Below are 15,804 nucleotides of genomic sequence, written 5' to 3' on the forward strand. Positions count from 1 at the left end.
TGTCGGCTCGTTTTTTTGACCTGACCAGTTATTTTCATAGGGTTTACGAACCTATTTTCAAGCACGACCGGCAGCTTTTGGCCGATTACTGCCTGTCATGACAAGTAATAGTCGACACTTGGCAGCCGTTCGAGATACCGGATGCGTGGCGTAGTTAGAAGTGAAGTCCATTTACTTTGAAAACCCCTCTGCCGCAGTTTCCATTGGGCATTAGTGTTGGCCGCAGACGCAGCCTTCGGCAGCTACCACAGGTTGGCGTCCGTTTTGATATCAGAAGTTAGCCGGGGTGTTAGCACTGATGATTTCCGCCTCATCCGCCCCAATATTCCGAAACCGATGCGGCAGGGTCGTCGGAAAGTAATACCCATCCCCAGCATTCAGCACACTAATCTGCCCATCAACGGTCAGCTCAACCGTACCCCGCGTAACCAACCCACACTCCTCCCCTTCCGAATGCACAATCGGCTCCTCCCCCGAACTCGCACCAGGCGCGTATTGCTCGCGCAACAGCCGCATCTGCCGGCTCGGCACCGAAGCGCCAATCAACAACAAACGCAATCCATGACGGCCGAGATCCGGCTGTTCATTGGCGCGGAACACGTATTGGTGCTCGCGGGGTGGCTGGTCGAAGGTGAAGAAGTCCGCCAAAGACATAGGAATGCCTTCAAGCAGTTTTTTGAGGGAGCTGACGGAGGGACTGACGCGATTCTGTTCGATCAGGGAGATGGTGGCATTGGTGACGCCGCTACGCCGGGCCAGCTCGCGCTGGGACAGTTTGTAGCTTTCGCGTACTAATTTGAGTCGTGAGCCCGTGTCCATGACAGCCTTATGCGAAGAATACTTAAGGGTTATGGGGGTGGATGGCGGGCGACTTTTGGCCGCGAAAAACACCGCTTCCCTGTCCCGGAAATTTGAAAGGCGGGTATTAAATCACGTTTGGTGGTGTTGCTCAGCAGGTTCGATGGGTGGGTGGGTGAAAAGGTTGTTGGGCGCTGATGGCAGCCAGTTCAGTGATGCAAATTGTGGGAATGAGTCTGCTTGCGATGGGGGTGTGCCTGGCGATATCGATGGTGACTGATATGGCCTCTTCGCGAGCAGGCTCGCTCCCACAGGTTGGTCCCGGTCGATCACAAATGCTGTGTGCACCTAGATCTACTGTGGGAGCGAGCCTGCTCGCGAATGCGGTGTGTCAGTCAACATCAATGGTGACTGGTATGGCCTCATCGCGAGCAAGCTCGCTCCCACAGGGATTGCGCTGCTTAGATACCGAACCGGTCACGCAGCGCGTAGTACGCGGCGCCCATGGCGGTGAGTGGGGCCTGGAAGGTGCGGCCGCCGATCATGGGCATGTGCGGGAGCGAAGCGAACGCGTCGAAGCGTTCGGCGTCGCCGCGGATCATCTCCGAGATCAGTTTGCCGGCCAGGTGCGAGCAGGTGACGCCGTGGCCGCTGTAGCCTTGCATGTAGTAGGCGTTTTTCTCGATGCGGCCGAATTGCGGCATGCGGGACATGGTCAGCAGGAAGTTGCCGGTCCAGCGGTAGTCGATTTTCACGTCCTTCAGTTGCGGGAAGGTCTTGAGGATTTTCGGCTTGATCAGTTGTTCGATGTCGTCCGGTTCGCGGGCGCCGTAGACCACGCCGCCGCCGTACAGCAGGCGGTTGTCAGCGGTGAGGCGGTAGTAGTCGAGCAGGTAGTTGCAGTCTTCGACGCAGTAGTTGTTTTTGATCAGGCTGCGCGCGACTTTCTCGGACAACGGTTCGGTGACGACGATTTGCGAACCGCACGGCATGCTTTTGCGCGTGACGCGGTTGTCGAGGTCTTGCGGCAGGTAGGCGTTGCCGGCGATCAGCAGGTACTTGGCGCGCACCACGCCTTTGGCGGTGCGTACGGTGATCGGTTCGCCGTAGGTGATTTCCACCGCCGCCGATTGCTCGTAGATTTTGCCGCCCAGGCCGGTGATGGCCGAGGCTTCGCCGAGGGCCAGGTTCAGCGGGTGAACGTGGCCACCCTGCAGGTCGAGCAGGCCGCCGACGTAGTTGTCGCAACCGACTTCGCGCTTGATGTCGGCCGCGTCGAGCATTTTCAGGTTCTTGTTGCCGTAGCGTTCCCAACTGCTTTTCTGCTCAGCCAGGCCTTTGAGTTGCTTTTTGTTCAGCGCAGCGAAGATGCCGCCCGGCTTGTAGTCGCACTGGATGTCGTAGTGTTGTATGCGCTGACGGATGATGTCGGCGCCTTCGAAAATCATGCTGCCGAGGACTTCGGCGGTTTTGTCGCCGTAGCGTTCTTCGATCACATCAACGTCGCGGCTGTAGGAGTTGACCAGTTGGCCGCCGTTGCGACCGCTGGCGCCGAAACCGACTTTGGCGGCTTCGAGCACGGTGACGCTGTAGCCTGCTTCGGCGAGGAACAGTGCCGAGGACAAACCGGTGTAGCCGGCGCCGATCACGCAGACGTCGCAATCGACCGCTTGTTCCAGCACCGGGAAGTCGCCGGTGAAGTTGCGGGTGGCGGCGTAGTAGCTGTTTACATGCTTTTGATTAACAGAGCTTTGTTTCATAGGTTTCTCCGATGGCCGCTGGCACCTGCCGGCGGCCGCCGTTGTAGAGGTGTTAGAGCTTGATCCAGGTCGCTTTGAGTTCGGTGTATTTGTCGAACGCATGCAGCGATTTGTCCCGACCGTTACCCGACTGCTTGAACCCGCCGAACGGCGCGGTCATGTCGCCGCCGTCGTACTGGTTGACCCAGACGCTGCCGGCGCGCAAGCCGCGCGCAAAGGTGTGGGCCTTGCTCAGGTCGCTGGTCCACACGCCGGCGGCCAGGCCGAAGATGCTGTCGTTGGCAATCGCCAGCGCTTCATCGAAGGTGTCGAAGGTGATCAGCGACAGCACCGGGCCAAAGATTTCTTCCCGGGCGATGGTCATGGCGTTGGTCACACCGTCGAAAATCGCCGGTTCCACGTACAGGCCACCGGTGTCTTCGAGGGTGCGACTACCGCCCGCGATCAGTTGCGCGCCCTGGTCTTTGCCGACCTGGATGTAGCGCAACACGTTGTCCAGTTGACGCTGATCGACCACTGCGCCGACGGTGGTTTCTGGATCGAGGGCGTGCCCCGGTTTCCAGGCTTGCAGCGCTTCCACCAGCAGTGGAATGAACTGCTCGCGAATTGAGCGTTCCACCAGCAACCGCGAACCGGCGGTGCAGACTTCGCCCTGGTTGAAGGCAATCGCACCGGCCGCCGCTTGTGCTGCCGCGCTTAGATCCGGCGCGTCGGCGAACACCACGTTTGGACTCTTCCCCCCTGCTTCGAGCCAGACGCGTTTCATGTTGCTTTGCCCGGCGTAGATCAGCAGTTGCTTGGCAATCACGGTCGAGCCGGTGAAGGCCAGCACGTCGACATCAAGGTGCAACGCCAGCGCCTTGCCGACGGTGTGACCGTAGCCTGGCAGAACGTTGAACACGCCTTTCGGGATGCCCGCGTCCAGCGCCAGTTGGGCGATGCGGATGGCCGTGAGTGGCGACTTTTCCGAAGGCTTGAGGATGAACGAGTTGCCGGCCGCGAGGGCTGGTGCGAACTTCCAGCTGGCCATGATCAGCGGAAAGTTCCACGGCACGATGGCGGCTACAACACCTGCAGGTTCGCGAGTGATGAGGCCGAGTTGGTCGTGCGGTGTGGCGGCGACTTCGTCGTAGATCTTGTCGATGGCTTCGGCGCTCCAGCGGATCGCGTTGGCGGTCGCCGGGATGTCGATGTTCAGGGCGTCGCTGATCGGCTTGCCCATGTCGAGGGTTTCGAGCAGGGCGAGTTCTTCCTGGTTGGCCAGGATGAGATCGGCGAAGCGGATCAGGATGCGCTTGCGCTCGGCCGGGGCGAGTTTGGCCCAGATGCCGGAGTCGAAGGTGCGGCGCGCGACGGCGACTGCCGCATTGGCGTCGGCTTCGTCGGTGCTGGCGACGTTGGCCAGGAAGCGGCCGTCGACCGGGCTGATGCATTCGAAGGTGTCACCGCTGAGTGCTGCGCAGTATTGGCCGTCGATGAATGCGCGGCCTTCGATTGTTAAGGACTGGAAGCGTTGTTCCCAGTCGCTGCGAGTGTTTGTCATTGTTGTGACTCGACGCAGAGGAGTAAGTGATCGTCAGTTAAAACTTGAAATGCAATCCCTTGTGGGAGCGAGCTTGCTCGCGATAGCGGTGTGTCAGGCGACATCAATGTTGACTGTGCCGCCCTCATCGCGAGCAAGCTCGCTCCCACAGGTGATTCACCAGCCATCAAACGGTGTGCAAATACCAGTTGTACTCAAGGTCCGAGATGGAGTTCTCGAACTCGGCCAGCTCGCTTTCCTTGCACGCCACAAACACGTCGATGTACAGCGGGTCGATGTAGCGCGACATGACTTCGCTGTCGGCCAGCTCGCGCAGTGCGTCACGCAGGTTGTTCGGCAGGCTCTGCTCGTTCTGCTCGTAGCTGTTGCCTTCGACCGGTGCGCCCGGCTCGATCTGGTTGGTCAGGCCGTGGTGAATACCGGCCAGGACCGACGCCATCAGCAAGTACGGGTTGGCATCAGCGCCCGCCACGCGGTGTTCGATACGCACGGAGTCCGACGAACCGGTCGGCACACGTACTGCCACGGTACGGTTGTCGATGCCCCAGCTCGGCGAGTTCGGCACATAGAACTGCGCGCCGAAACGACGGTACGAGTTGACGTTCGGGCAGAGGAACGCCATCTGTGCCGGCAGGGTCTCGAGCACACCGCCGATCGCGTGACGCAGTGCGGCGTTCTGCTCGGGATCCTCGCTGGCAAAGATGTTGTTGCCTTCTTTGTCGAGAATCGAAATGTGCACGTGCAAACCATTGCCTGCCTGGCCCGGATACGGCTTGGCCATGAAGGTGGTGTCCATCTCGTGGTCGTAGGCGATGTTCTTCACCAGACGCTTGAGCAACACCGCGTAGTCGCAGGCCTTGATCGGGTCGTTGACGTGATGCAGGTTCACTTCGAACTGCGCCGGGGCGCTTTCCTTGACGATGGCGTCGGCAGGAATGCCCTGCTCTTTCGCGCCTTCGAGGATGTCTTGCAGGCAATCGACGTATTCGTCCAGGTCGTCGATCAGGTAGACCTGGGTCGACATCGGACGCTTGCCGGACACCGGCGAGCGTGGCGATTGCGGACGACCGTTCACGTTGTCCTGGTCGATCAGATAGAACTCGAGTTCGAACGCGGCGCAGATGGTCAGGCCCATTGCATCGAACTTGCTCACGACCTGACGCAGCACTTCGCGAGGGTCAGCGAAGAACGGCTGGCCTTCGAGTTCGTGCATGGTCATTAACAGTTGCGCGGTTGGGCGCTTCTGCCATGGCTCGATGCTGAGCGTATTAGGGATGGGAAAGCAAATTCGGTCTGAGTCACCGATGTCCAGACCCAGGCCGGTGCTTTCCACCGTAGAACCGTTGATGTCCAGAGCAAACAGTGACGCCGGGAGGTTGATGCCTTTTTCGTAAACCTTATGAAGACTGGTGCGCTCGATGCGCTTACCGCGCACCACACCGTTCATATCCGCAATCAGAAGGTCGACGTACAAAACCTCAGGATATTTCTTAAGGAATGCGTTTGCTTCGTTGAGTTGAACGGCACGCAGAGGGACCGACATTTTGCACCTATTAGCTGTTAATTATTATGTTCACTACGGTTTGACGAGCCCAGTCAACCCGAACGGCAAAGTGAAGTCAATAGCGAACGCCCAGCCTCTCATCCTTTATTTTCTGGCCTTTTATGGGCACGGGAGTGCCAATTAAGTCGTGCGCACCGCTTAAATCCTGAAGATCAGACGTGCGGCGTCTAGAATTTTTTACATGAGAGTTGTTAATTAAAATCAACAAGGCTAAGCTCCGGAAAAGCTCGTTCTAGTGTGAAACTTCGAGGTGATAAAAATGGCATTCAAGCCATTGATCGGCGTTACAGCGTGCGTCAAACAGATTGGCCTGCACCCCTACCATGTCAGCGGCGACAAGTACTTGCGTGCTGTCAGCGTCGCGGCTTTGGGGCTGCCGGTCATCATTCCTTCCTTAGGCAAATTGACTGAGATTGAAGATGTGCTCGCACATCTCGACGGTCTGCTGCTGACCGGCTCGCCGTCGAATGTGGAACCCTTCCACTATCAAGGCCCCGACAGCGCCCCCGGGACGGATCACGATCCGCAACGGGACGCCACCACCCTTCCTTTATTGCGTGCAGCCATTGCGGCCGGCGTGCCGGTGCTCGGCATCTGCCGCGGCTTTCAGGAAATGAACGTGGCGTTCGGGGGCAGCCTGCATCAAAAGGTCCACGAACTACCCGGCATGCTGGATCACCGGGAAGCGAATCATCCGGACCTGGCTGTGCAGTACGCGGCGGCTCACGCGGTCAACGTGCAACCGGGCGGTGTGTTCGAGGCGCTGGATTTGCCGCAGGTGTTCCAGGTCAATTCGATTCACAGCCAGGGCATCGACCGGCTGGCTCCCGGCCTGCGCGCCGAAGCCGTCGCACCGGATGGTTTGATCGAGGCTATTTCGGTCGAGCACAGCAAGGCTTTCGCCGTCGGCGTGCAATGGCACCCGGAATGGCAGGTGCTTTCGAACCCTCCTTATCTGAGTATTTTCCAGGCGTTTGGCGAGGCGTGCCGGCAACGGGCGGCGTTGCGTAATACGCGCTGACTTAACACTCGATTAATCAATTTACTGCCCCCGTGAGTCAGGCGGGCGCGCCTTTGCGCGCCAGTCCCTCACGACAACAACAAACGCGATAACAACAAGTACGAACAGGCAGCCAGGACGGCGGCGCCGAATAAGCCCGACCGGGCTTGCAATCCACTATTAAGTCAGGCCGCGTTGGCCCGACGACTGAAACCTGTTGGGAGTTTCACATGGCAAACGCCTCCAGCATCTACAGGAAGGCTCTTGAAGGTCACCAGTCACCGAAAAAGGTGCTGGTGAAAGTCGACCGCGTCACCAAGAAGTTCGACGAAACCACCGCGGTGGACGATGTCTCGCTAGAGATTCATCAAGGCGAAATCTTCGCCCTGCTCGGCGGTTCCGGCTCCGGTAAATCGACCCTGCTGCGGATGCTCGCAGGCTTCGAGCGCCCGACCGAAGGACGGATTTTGCTCGACGGTGTCGACATCACCGACATGCCGCCGTACGAACGACCGATCAACATGATGTTCCAGTCCTACGCCTTGTTCCCGCACATGACGGTGGCGCAGAACATCGCCTTCGGCCTGAAGCAGGACCGGCTGTCCAACAGCGAAATCGACGCCCGCGTTGAAGAGATGCTGCGGCTGGTGCACATGACCCAGTACGCCAAGCGCAAGCCGCATCAACTGTCTGGCGGTCAACGTCAGCGTGTGGCATTGGCTCGCTCCCTGGCCAAACGTCCAAAGCTGTTGTTGCTCGACGAACCGATGGGCGCGCTGGATAAAAAGCTGCGCTCGCAGATGCAACTGGAGTTGGTCGAGATCATCGAGCGCGTTGGCGTGACCTGCGTGATGGTGACCCACGACCAGGAAGAGGCCATGACCATGGCCCAACGCATTGCCATCATGCACCTCGGCTGGATCGCGCAGATCGGCAGCCCGGTGGACATTTATGAGGCACCGGTCAGCCGCATGGTCTGCGAGTTCATCGGCAACGTGAACGCCTTCGAAGGCACGGTTGTGGAAGACCTTGAGGGTCACGCAATCATTCACAGCCCGGATCTGGAGCAAAAGATTTACGTCGGTCACGGCGTCAGCACCTCGGTGCAGGACAAGTCGATCACCTACGCGATCCGCCCGGAAAAAATGCTGGTCAGCACCCTCAAGCCGGACACCCGCTACAACTGGTCCGAAGGCAAAGTGCATGACATCGCCTACCTCGGCGGTCACTCGGTGTTTTACGTGGAGCTGCCTGGCGGCAAGGTGGTGCAGTCGTTCATGGCCAACGCCGAACGCCGTGGCGCACGTCCGACCTGGGACGACAAGGTCTACGTGTGGTGGGAAGACGACAGCGGCGTGGTACTGCGCTCATGAAAACACTCAATCAGCAGTTTATGCGGCTGATGCCGAGTGGTCGAAAGCTCGTCATCGGAATTCCTTTCCTGTGGCTGTGCTTGTTTTTCCTGTTGCCGTTCTTCCTGGTGATGAAGATCAGCTTCTCGGAAGCGGCGCTGGCCATTCCTCCTTACTCAGAGATCTACACCTTCGCCGAGCAGAAATTTCAGCTGCTGCTGAACATCGGTAATTACTCGCTGCTGACCCAAGATGAGCTGTACATCTCGGCCTACTTCGGCTCGTTGAAGGTCGCGTTTTTAAGCACGCTGATGTGCCTGGCGCTCGGTTTCCCGATGGCCTACGCGATCACCAAGGCCAACAAGGAAACGCAAAACGTTCTGCTGTTGCTGATCATGATGCCGACCTGGACCGCGATCCTGATCCGCGTCTACGCGTGGATGGGCATTCTCAGCAACAACGGCTTGCTCAATGGATTTCTGATGTGGACCGGGCTGACCTCGCACCCGATCGAGATCCTCAACACCAACACGGCCGTTTATATAGGGGTTGTTTACGCCTACCTGCCGTTCATGGTGTTGCCGCTGTACGCCAACCTGGTCAAGCACGATCAAAGCCTGCTAGAAGCCGCGTCGGACCTGGGGTCGAGCAACTTCAACAACTTCTGGAAAATCACCGTGCCGCTGGCCAAGAACGGGATCATCGCTGGCTGCATGCTGGTGTTCATTCCGGTGGTCGGTGAGTTTGTGATCCCGGAACTGTTGGGCGGCCCGGAGACCCTGATGATCGGTCGTGTGCTGTGGCAAGAGTTCTTCAACAACCGCGATTGGCCGGTGGCATCTGCCCTGGCGGTGGTGATGCTGTTGATCCTGATTGTGCCGATTCTGCTGTTCAACCGTAGTCAGGCCAAAGAGATGGAGGGTCGGGGATGAAACGCTTCGGATTTTCAAAGTTCATGCTGATTTTCGGCCTGTCGTTTATCTACCTGCCGATGTTGATTCTGGTGATCTACTCGTTCAACGCCTCGAAACTGGTGACGGTGTGGGGCGGCTGGTCGGTGAAGTGGTACGTCGGCCTGCTCGACAACTCGCAACTGATGGGCTCGGTGCTGCGCTCATTGGAAATCGCCTGCTACACCGCGATTGCGGCTGTAGCGCTGGGCACGTTAGCGGCGTTTGTGCTGACTCGGGTGACGCGTTTCAAGGGTCGTACGTTGTTCGGTGGTTTGGTGACGGCGCCGCTGGTGATGCCGGAAGTGATCACCGGTCTGTCGCTGTTGCTGCTGTTCGTGGCCATGGCGCAGTTGATCGGCTGGCCGATGGAACGTGGCATCTTCACCATCTGGATCGCCCACACCACGTTTTGTGCCGCCTATGTAGCGGTGGTGGTTTCGGCGCGTTTGCGTGAGCTGGACCTGTCCATCGAAGAAGCGGCGATGGATTTGGGCGCGAAGCCGTTCAAGGTGTTTTTCTTGATCACCATTCCGATGATCGCGCCGTCACTGGCGGCCGGCGGCATGATGTCGTTTGCCTTGTCGCTGGATGATTTGGTGTTGGCGAGCTTCGTGTCCGGTCCGGGTTCGACGACCCTGCCGATGGAAGTGTTCTCGGCGGTACGTCTGGGTGTGAAGCCTGAGATCAACGCCGTGGCCAGCCTGATTCTGTTGGCGGTATCGATCGTGACCTTCATGGTCTGGTATTTCAGCCGCCGCGCCGAAGCCACCCGAAAACGCGCGATCCAGGAAGCCATGGACCAGACCGCCAGCGAATCCTGGCAGCAACCTAAAAAGCAAATGGTAGAAGCGACGGCCTAATGTGGTGAGGGGATTTATCCCCGTTGGGCTGCGAAGCGGCCCCAAAACCTGCAACCGCGGTGTATCAGGTACACCGCATTCACTGGTTTTACGACTGCTGCGCAGCCGAACGGGGATAAATCCCCTCGCCACAAGGTTTGTGTTTACTGCACAGGTTTTGTGTTCACTGCATTTTTGCTTTGTGTGATTTGATAAAAAAAGAATGGAGTTGTACCGATGAAAATGTTTGGCAGGACTCTGCTGACACTGTCCCTATTGGGCGCGATCGCCACTGGCGCCCAGGCCAATGACAAGGTACTGCGCGTCTACAACTGGTCGGATTACATCGCCCCGGACACCGTCAAGAAGTTCGAAGACGAGACCGGCATCCGCGTGACCTACGATGTGTTCGACAGTAACGAAACCCTTGAGGCACGGCTGCTCGCCGGCAAATCCGGCTACGACATCGTCGTGCCGTCCAACAGTTTCCTGGCCAAGCAGATCAAGGCTGGCGTCTATCAGGAGCTGGACAAGTCGAAGCTGCCGAACTGGAAAAACCTCAACCCGGTCCTGCTGAAAAACGCCGCCGCCAGCGACCCGGATAACGGTCATGCCTTCCCGTACATGTGGGGCTCGATCGGCATCGGCTTTAACCCGGACAAGGTCAAGGCAGTACTCGGCAGCAACGCGCCGACCAACTCCTGGGACTTGCTGTTCAAACCGGAAAACGCTGAAAAACTGAAAGCCTGCGGCATCAGCTTTCTTGATTCGCCGACCGAGATGCTCCCGGCCGCCCTGCACTATCTGGGCTATCCGGTGAATTCTCAGGACAAAGCGCAGATCGCCGAAGCTGAAGCGCTGTTCATGAAAATCCGTCCTTCGGTGGCGTACTTCCATTCGTCGAAATACATCTCGGACCTGGCCAACGGCAACATCTGCGTCGCCGTCGGTTACTCCGGCGATGTGCTGCAAGCCAAGGCTCGGGCCAAGGAAGCCGGCGACACGGTGAAGATCGACTACAGCATTCCGAAAGAAGGAGCCGGCAGTTTTTATGACATGGTCGCCATCCCACGGGACGCGACGAACGTGGAAAACGCCTACCTGTTCATGAACTTCCTGATGCGCCCGGACATCATCGCCGAGATCACCAACAACATCGGCTACAGCAACGCCAACGCGGCGGCGACGCCCTTGGTGGATGAAGCGATTCGCGATGATCCGGGGTTGTACCCGTCGCAAGCGGTGATGGCGACGTTGTATGCCATTCCGGACATGCCGATCGGCGTTCAGCGGGTGATGACCCGCGGGTGGACGCGGGTGAAGCTCGGTAAGTAATTCATTCGGTACTGATCGTTCCCACGCTCTGGTCTGGGAACGATCGGTGTCAAAGATTTCCGTTCACGCAGCGCCTTACCACCGCTGCACTCCTATCTGCAGAACGGCCTCACCTGGCTTCCTCGGTTAAGGTGAATTTGGGCGCCCTCCTCGGGCGCCTTTTTTTTATGACGGAACGAGTGGCCATTCGGCCAATGCGCGATAACGGCCCTTATGGGATTCGAACAAGGTGAAGTGATCGGCCCGCAGGTAAAACTCGGGAGGTGTCGCGGACTCAGGCACCGGCACTCGGTAGTCGCGCATCAAGGTCAAATGCGGGCGGAATTCCTTGGGTGAATCCTCAAACCCAAAGGGCAACATTGCCTGCTCCAGGGCATACACCAGACGAAGCAACTCCGGTGATGCCTGCTCAGGCGCGAGCACCAACACCCCGGCCCTGCGCCAGACATCCAGCCGATCAAGCGCAACCCTCAAAGGCATACCCGGCGTTCGAACATTCGCGGCAGCCGTGCAGATATCGGCAATCTGTGCCACGCCAACCGTGCCCAAAAACAACAACGTCAGGTGAAAGTTTTCCGCCGGCACCGGGCGTCCGCTCCTGAGCCCAAGTGCGCTGCGCCACTGGGCAATGGCCCGACGTTGCTCGATTGCGCAATTCAGGGCAAAAAACAGCCGTTTTAACGGCTCATGGGATTCGTCGCTCATACCTGGCGCCTCCTGGTATCCAAGTTATAGTTCATGCAAACGATTCAACGGGAGGGGGCCATGCGAGAGATCATCAGCAAAGAGCCATGGTGGGCCATGCCACCGAAACCCGGTCAAGATGAGTCCGAGCTGGAATGGGGCTGGCTGGTTCATTACAACGAAGGTGAGCCGCGCTTCGAGTTCGTCAAAGAGCGGCCGACAGACAGCGAGATTCGTCATCGCAAGAGTTGCAGGACCACCCCGCCGCCGGAGTGATCCTGCCGTTAGCTCAGGCTTTGACGATCATTTCGAAACCGCCAAAGATCAACCGCTGACCATCGAACGGCATCGGGTTGACGTCCTGCTGCATGCGCGGATCGGTCATGAGTTTGTCCATGCCTGCATCGCGGGTGGCCTTGTCTGGCCAGACGATCCAGGAAAACACCACGGTTTCGTCGTCCTTGAGTTTTACCGCCATCGGAAACGAGGTCACTTTGCCGTCTGGCACGTCGTCGCCCCAGCATTCAGCGAGGCTGATGGCACCGCTTTCCTTGAAAATGGCAGCGGCTGTCTCGGCGTGTTTCTTGAATTTCTCACGGTTGGCGGTAGGTACGGCTGCGATGAAGCCATCAACGTAGGACATGGTCATTCTCCTGCTGGGGGTAGAGGGTCGATCTGCTGGTTAGTCGATTCCGTCGGGCCCCAATCGACAGACCCGCTGCCCGAACTGACCGACGGTACCTCGGCGCTTCCCGCCAGATTGCCCTCGATCTGCGCCGCCATGTACAACGTTCCGGCCATCACCCCGGTCGTCGGGTTTTGCACCAGTTTCATCCAGGCCTTGTCGAACGTATTGCCCAGGCTGCTGCGAATCAGTGCCTCGCTGTCCGGCCGGTCGTTGGCCTGAATGATCGCGCGGATACCCGCCACACCCACGGAAATCAAGCCCCCGGCCAATTTGCCCGCTGCAGCGGCGACCGCACTGGCCGCACCTCGCGGGACCATTTCGGCTTCCATCCGTTGACTGGCGCGCTTGGCCACCGGTGCCATGGCGGTGTCGGTCGAATCCACGCCTCGGTCGCCACCTGCCTTGTGGATCTTGTCGATCAGCGCCGCGTAGGCCGGCAGCGTGTTCAGCGGTTGGGTGTGCACGACCTGATACAGCGAGGCATTCCGGGCGGGCGGCGGGCCCAGGGCAATCGCGGGAATTTTCTGGATACGGCCGTTGAGCTGAGCCATCGGCACGCCGTGGCGCTGGGAGATTCGCTGCAGTTCTTCCTGAAGAATGTCCACATAGAACGCCGCTGCCAGGCCGAGAATCGCGTCGGGATCGATCTCCACCGCGACCGGCGCCAGCACGCGCCGTTGGTATTGCTCCAGCAGATAGGCTGCCAGGCGCTTGGCCGAGGCATCCTGCTCGCCCTTGGCACTGAGGGTGTACCAGCTGACCTTCATCGATAGCCATTCCTGGGTCCAGTAGCTGCTGAACCAGGGAATAAAGTTCTCTTCGGTCAGTTGATAGACGCGCGTTCGCCAGTAATCCATGGCTCCGCGCGCGTAGATTTTGGTCTGCTCGGTGGCCGATTGCGATGCCGCGACAATCTCACGATCCACCCGCTGCCAGGTGCTTTGGGAAATCACCACCGGCACCACTTCCACCGGGGCAGGCGCAGGCGTGACGCATCCCGCCAACACCACCAACACCACCAACACGGCGACGATCAGCGAACGCAAGTTCAAGATCGCGGTTTCCTACAGACTTGCCCGAACGGAATGTCCGGTACTCAAAGGCCTATTAATTTGAGTATAGGTGTCGGTGTTTGTTCGCTTGGGCTCGAGGGGTGTTCTTCAAGAACATCCAAAAACCGTCCATCAGTTATTCTCCTGGCGATTGAGCTCGCCTCTTCTACCGCCCGCCGGAATCAATACTTCTGAGCAGTTGCCCCAGGCCCTCGGCAAAACAGGTCGGCGTGCTCGGGGAGAAGCACTGAAGCAGTCGGCTGTTGTCGGCGCGCGAATGCTTGATATCACCGGAACGCGGCGCATCGTAGTTCAACGTCAGGGGCCGCCCCAGGAGTTCGCTTAACGCTGCCGCCAGATCGTTAAGGCTGGTGGATCGATTAAACCCGATGTTGACCGGTCCGATGCTCGGTTTTGACGCTTTGACCGCCTGTAGCAGGACCTTTACGAGGTCCTCTATGTAGACAAAATCCCTTGTTTGCTCCCCGTCACCGTAAACCGTGATGGGGAGATTTTTTTTGGCCCTTTCGCTGAAAATACTGATAACACCGGAATAAGGCGATGAAGGGTCCTGGCGCGGTCCGTAAATATTGAAAAAACGCAGAATGACCGGTTCTAGACTGTGCTGGCGTCGATAGAAATCGAGGAAATGTTCGCTGGCCAGTTTGTCGGCGGCATACGGAGTCAGCGGATTCTTGGGCGTGTCCTCGGTAATCGCCATGCCCTCGCCATTGTTGCCATAGATCGCCGCACTGGACGCGTAAACCACCCGTCTTACGCCTGTCTGACGCATGGCTTCGCAAATATTCAGCGTACCGACGAAGTTGCTTTGGTGAGTAGCGACCGGGTCGTCGACCGACGCCTGCACCGAGGCCACCGCAGCCAGATGAACCACCGCACTGCAGTCTTTCATCGCCCGCTCCACCGTCGGCGCGTCGGCGACATCCCCCACTACCAAAGTCAAATGGCAGCGATCAATCGGCAGATTCGACAATTTGCCAGTAGAAAGATCGTCCAGAACTCGGACGCTATAACCGTTTTCAAGCAGTGCTTCGACAAGGTGCGAACCGATGAAACCGGCACCGCCCGTCACAAGAATACGATCTGCAGTCATGGTTTATTTACTCCCCGGTGCGGTGGTGGGTGTTCGATCCATCGCAATGAAGTCCCCTAATTGCTCGATGAGCTCACGGCTGTCACTGAGCATTTGCTGCCAGTCGGTCGGAAAGCGAACATTCAACGGCAGTTGATCGATTCTCCAGCGTGCCGACAGGGGGCGATCAAACCGGGCGGCGACCTGCAAGCCCATTTCGCTGGCAGCGAACGGCCCACGCAACACCGTCGGCGTGCGGCCGGCGCTGTCGACGGCCTGGACAACATGGGCCGCCAACCACTCGCCATCGGGCATGCGAACGCGCAACGGCTGACCAATCGCGGCGTAGCTGATGTTCAGCGGTTCCAGATAAATCCACAGCAGGGGCTCTTCCAGCCGTTCAAGGCGTATTAACAACGTACCGGCACCGACATTTTCGCCGGGGGTGACCAATACCTCCGCAACCCGACCGCTCTGCGAAGCCTTGACCGACAACGCAGCGAGGCGCGTTTTCAACCACTGTTGCTCGGCGTTCTGTTGAATAATCTCGCGTTCAACGCTTAACGGCGACTGACGAGCCAGTTGCTCGCGGCGCTCGAACGCCAACAGGTCCGCTTTAAAAGCGTCGAGTTCGGACTGGGCGGCCAGCACTTCTCCACGAGAGACGGCGCCTGAGACCACGAGGTCTTCAAGTACCTGCACGCGTTGTTCGGTCCTGCTCACTCGAGTCCTGAGCAACTGACGCTCCCGAGTGTCCAATTTGGTGCTGGCGGCGCGCACCGTGTTCTTCGGCATCGCGGCGAGCTGCATTAGCCGCGCACGCCATTCGGGATTGTCGAGACTGACCAACGGCTGATCGACCTGTACCTGTTCCCCGGCCATGACAAACAGCTGATCGACCCGACCGGCATCCCGCGCGCGCACCTCGAGAATCGGCAGGCGCAATTGCGCCGGCGCGTCAATCATCAGCATGCCGTAGGTCAGTTTTCCACCCAGCCAGAGCAAGGGGCTCGCGACCAGGAACAAGATCAAATACCAACGCACGCGAAACGCCATGCGCTTGCCTGGAGCGTAGAGCACACTCAAACCCTGCTCCTGAGTGGGGTTCAGTTCTTTACGACTATCGAATCGAATCTTCATGAC

At 58.6% G+C, this 15,804-nt stretch carries 15 protein-coding genes; 6 read left to right on the plus strand and 9 right to left on the minus strand.

The window, feature by feature from the left end; translation table 11 throughout:
• Positions 1 to 270 precede the first annotated feature (270 nt).
• The 4 genes from ACYZTR_RS16430 to ACYZTR_RS16445 all read right to left on the minus strand — a co-directional run bounded on the left by ACYZTR_RS16430 (position 271) and on the right by ACYZTR_RS16445 (position 5,644).
• Positions 271 to 819, minus strand: coding sequence for a cupin domain-containing protein (locus ACYZTR_RS16430; RefSeq protein WP_007895886.1), 549 nt, complete (start codon positions 817 to 819; stop codon positions 271 to 273).
• A gap of 440 nt (positions 820 to 1,259) precedes the next feature.
• Positions 1,260 to 2,558, minus strand: a complete 1,299-nt coding sequence (locus ACYZTR_RS16435; protein WP_461972517.1) for an NAD(P)/FAD-dependent oxidoreductase — start codon at positions 2,556 to 2,558, stop codon at positions 1,260 to 1,262.
• A gap of 52 nt (positions 2,559 to 2,610) precedes the next feature.
• Positions 2,611 to 4,101 (minus strand): aldehyde dehydrogenase, encoded by a 1,491-nt coding sequence (locus tag ACYZTR_RS16440; RefSeq protein WP_461972519.1) that lies wholly within the window; start codon positions 4,099 to 4,101, stop codon positions 2,611 to 2,613.
• Between the two features lie 166 nt (positions 4,102 to 4,267).
• Positions 4,268 to 5,644, minus strand: a complete 1,377-nt coding sequence (locus ACYZTR_RS16445) for a glutamine synthetase family protein (protein ID WP_282375832.1) — start codon at positions 5,642 to 5,644, stop codon at positions 4,268 to 4,270.
• 280 nt (positions 5,645 to 5,924) lie between these two features.
• Between ACYZTR_RS16445 and ACYZTR_RS16450 the strand changes: the two genes are divergently transcribed.
• From ACYZTR_RS16450 to ACYZTR_RS16470, 5 genes are all read left to right on the plus strand, one after another.
• Positions 5,925 to 6,686: a gamma-glutamyl-gamma-aminobutyrate hydrolase family protein gene (locus ACYZTR_RS16450; protein ID WP_461972521.1), complete on the plus strand. Its 762-nt coding sequence runs from the start codon at positions 5,925 to 5,927 to the stop codon at positions 6,684 to 6,686.
• Positions 6,687 to 6,895: 209 nt separating this feature from the next.
• Entirely contained in the window at positions 6,896 to 8,038 is a 1,143-nt protein-coding gene (potA, locus tag ACYZTR_RS16455; protein ID WP_461972523.1) for a polyamine ABC transporter ATP-binding protein, read from the plus strand.
• Between the two features lie 29 nt (positions 8,039 to 8,067).
• Positions 8,068 to 8,949 carry an ABC transporter permease subunit gene (locus ACYZTR_RS16460; RefSeq protein WP_282376079.1) on the plus strand — a complete coding sequence of 294 codons (882 nt, stop codon included), beginning with the start codon at positions 8,068 to 8,070 and terminating at the stop codon, positions 8,947 to 8,949.
• Positions 8,946 to 9,830 (plus strand): ABC transporter permease subunit, encoded by an 885-nt coding sequence (locus ACYZTR_RS16465; protein WP_461972525.1) that lies wholly within the window; start codon positions 8,946 to 8,948, stop codon positions 9,828 to 9,830. Before ACYZTR_RS16460 ends, ACYZTR_RS16465 begins: the two co-directional genes overlap by 4 nt.
• Before the next feature lie 216 nt (positions 9,831 to 10,046).
• The gene (locus ACYZTR_RS16470) at positions 10,047 to 11,144 is read left to right on the plus strand and encodes a polyamine ABC transporter substrate-binding protein (RefSeq protein ID WP_461972527.1); all 1,098 of its coding nucleotides are present in this window, start codon (positions 10,047 to 10,049) and stop codon (positions 11,142 to 11,144) included.
• Positions 11,145 to 11,309: 165 nt separating this feature from the next.
• Here the strand turns inward: ACYZTR_RS16470 and thpR are convergent, their stop codons facing one another.
• Positions 11,310 to 11,849 (minus strand): RNA 2',3'-cyclic phosphodiesterase, encoded by a 540-nt coding sequence (gene thpR / locus ACYZTR_RS16475; RefSeq protein ID WP_461972529.1) that lies wholly within the window; start codon positions 11,847 to 11,849, stop codon positions 11,310 to 11,312.
• 60 nt (positions 11,850 to 11,909) lie between these two features.
• Between thpR and ACYZTR_RS16480 the strand changes: the two genes are divergently transcribed.
• Positions 11,910 to 12,104: a hypothetical protein gene (locus tag ACYZTR_RS16480; protein ID WP_461972531.1), complete on the plus strand. Its 195-nt coding sequence runs from the start codon at positions 11,910 to 11,912 to the stop codon at positions 12,102 to 12,104.
• Positions 12,105 to 12,117: 13 nt separating this feature from the next.
• Here the strand turns inward: ACYZTR_RS16480 and ACYZTR_RS16485 are convergent, their stop codons facing one another.
• The 4 genes from ACYZTR_RS16485 to ACYZTR_RS16500 form a co-directional block, all read right to left on the minus strand.
• Complete coding sequence (locus tag ACYZTR_RS16485) at positions 12,118 to 12,471, minus strand: DUF1428 domain-containing protein (RefSeq protein WP_461972533.1); 354 nt, start codon at positions 12,469 to 12,471, stop codon at positions 12,118 to 12,120.
• Between the two features lie 2 nt (positions 12,472 to 12,473).
• A complete protein-coding gene (locus ACYZTR_RS16490; protein ID WP_461972535.1) occupies positions 12,474 to 13,568 on the minus strand; it encodes a hypothetical protein in 1,095 nt (364 codons plus the stop codon).
• A gap of 166 nt (positions 13,569 to 13,734) precedes the next feature.
• A complete protein-coding gene (locus tag ACYZTR_RS16495; RefSeq protein ID WP_461972537.1) occupies positions 13,735 to 14,682 on the minus strand; it encodes an NAD-dependent epimerase/dehydratase family protein in 948 nt (315 codons plus the stop codon).
• A gap of 3 nt (positions 14,683 to 14,685) precedes the next feature.
• Positions 14,686 to 15,801 (minus strand): HlyD family secretion protein, encoded by a 1,116-nt coding sequence (locus ACYZTR_RS16500; RefSeq protein WP_461972539.1) that lies wholly within the window; start codon positions 15,799 to 15,801, stop codon positions 14,686 to 14,688.
• Positions 15,802 to 15,804 lie beyond the last annotated feature (3 nt).

The organism is Pseudomonas sp. Hz4 (assembly GCF_054898165.1).

What these genes read in the sequence shown, in the direction of transcription:
- ACYZTR_RS16450 (WP_461972521.1), top strand. Translation starts at nt 5,925, where the DNA reads ATGGCATTCAAGCCATTGATCGGCGTTACAGCGTGCGTCAAACAGATT.
- ACYZTR_RS16500 (WP_461972539.1), bottom strand. Translation starts at nt 15,801, where the DNA reads ATGAAGATTCGATTCGATAGTCGTAAAGAACTGAACCCCACTCAGGAG.
- ACYZTR_RS16495 (WP_461972537.1), bottom strand. Translation starts at nt 14,682, where the DNA reads ATGACTGCAGATCGTATTCTTGTGACGGGCGGTGCCGGTTTCATCGGT.
- ACYZTR_RS16435 (WP_461972517.1), bottom strand. Translation starts at nt 2,558, where the DNA reads ATGAAACAAAGCTCTGTTAATCAAAAGCATGTAAACAGCTACTACGCC.
- ACYZTR_RS16480 (WP_461972531.1), top strand. Translation starts at nt 11,910, where the DNA reads ATGCGAGAGATCATCAGCAAAGAGCCATGGTGGGCCATGCCACCGAAA.
- ACYZTR_RS16445 (WP_282375832.1), bottom strand. Translation starts at nt 5,644, where the DNA reads ATGTCGGTCCCTCTGCGTGCCGTTCAACTCAACGAAGCAAACGCATTC.
- ACYZTR_RS16470 (WP_461972527.1), top strand. Translation starts at nt 10,047, where the DNA reads ATGAAAATGTTTGGCAGGACTCTGCTGACACTGTCCCTATTGGGCGCG.
- ACYZTR_RS16430 (WP_007895886.1), bottom strand. Translation starts at nt 819, where the DNA reads ATGGACACGGGCTCACGACTCAAATTAGTACGCGAAAGCTACAAACTG.
- potA (WP_461972523.1), top strand. Translation starts at nt 6,896, where the DNA reads ATGGCAAACGCCTCCAGCATCTACAGGAAGGCTCTTGAAGGTCACCAG.
- ACYZTR_RS16465 (WP_461972525.1), top strand. Translation starts at nt 8,946, where the DNA reads ATGAAACGCTTCGGATTTTCAAAGTTCATGCTGATTTTCGGCCTGTCG.
- ACYZTR_RS16460 (WP_282376079.1), top strand. Translation starts at nt 8,068, where the DNA reads ATGCCGAGTGGTCGAAAGCTCGTCATCGGAATTCCTTTCCTGTGGCTG.
- ACYZTR_RS16440 (WP_461972519.1), bottom strand. Translation starts at nt 4,101, where the DNA reads ATGACAAACACTCGCAGCGACTGGGAACAACGCTTCCAGTCCTTAACA.
- thpR (WP_461972529.1), bottom strand. Translation starts at nt 11,849, where the DNA reads ATGAGCGACGAATCCCATGAGCCGTTAAAACGGCTGTTTTTTGCCCTG.
- ACYZTR_RS16485 (WP_461972533.1), bottom strand. Translation starts at nt 12,471, where the DNA reads ATGTCCTACGTTGATGGCTTCATCGCAGCCGTACCTACCGCCAACCGT.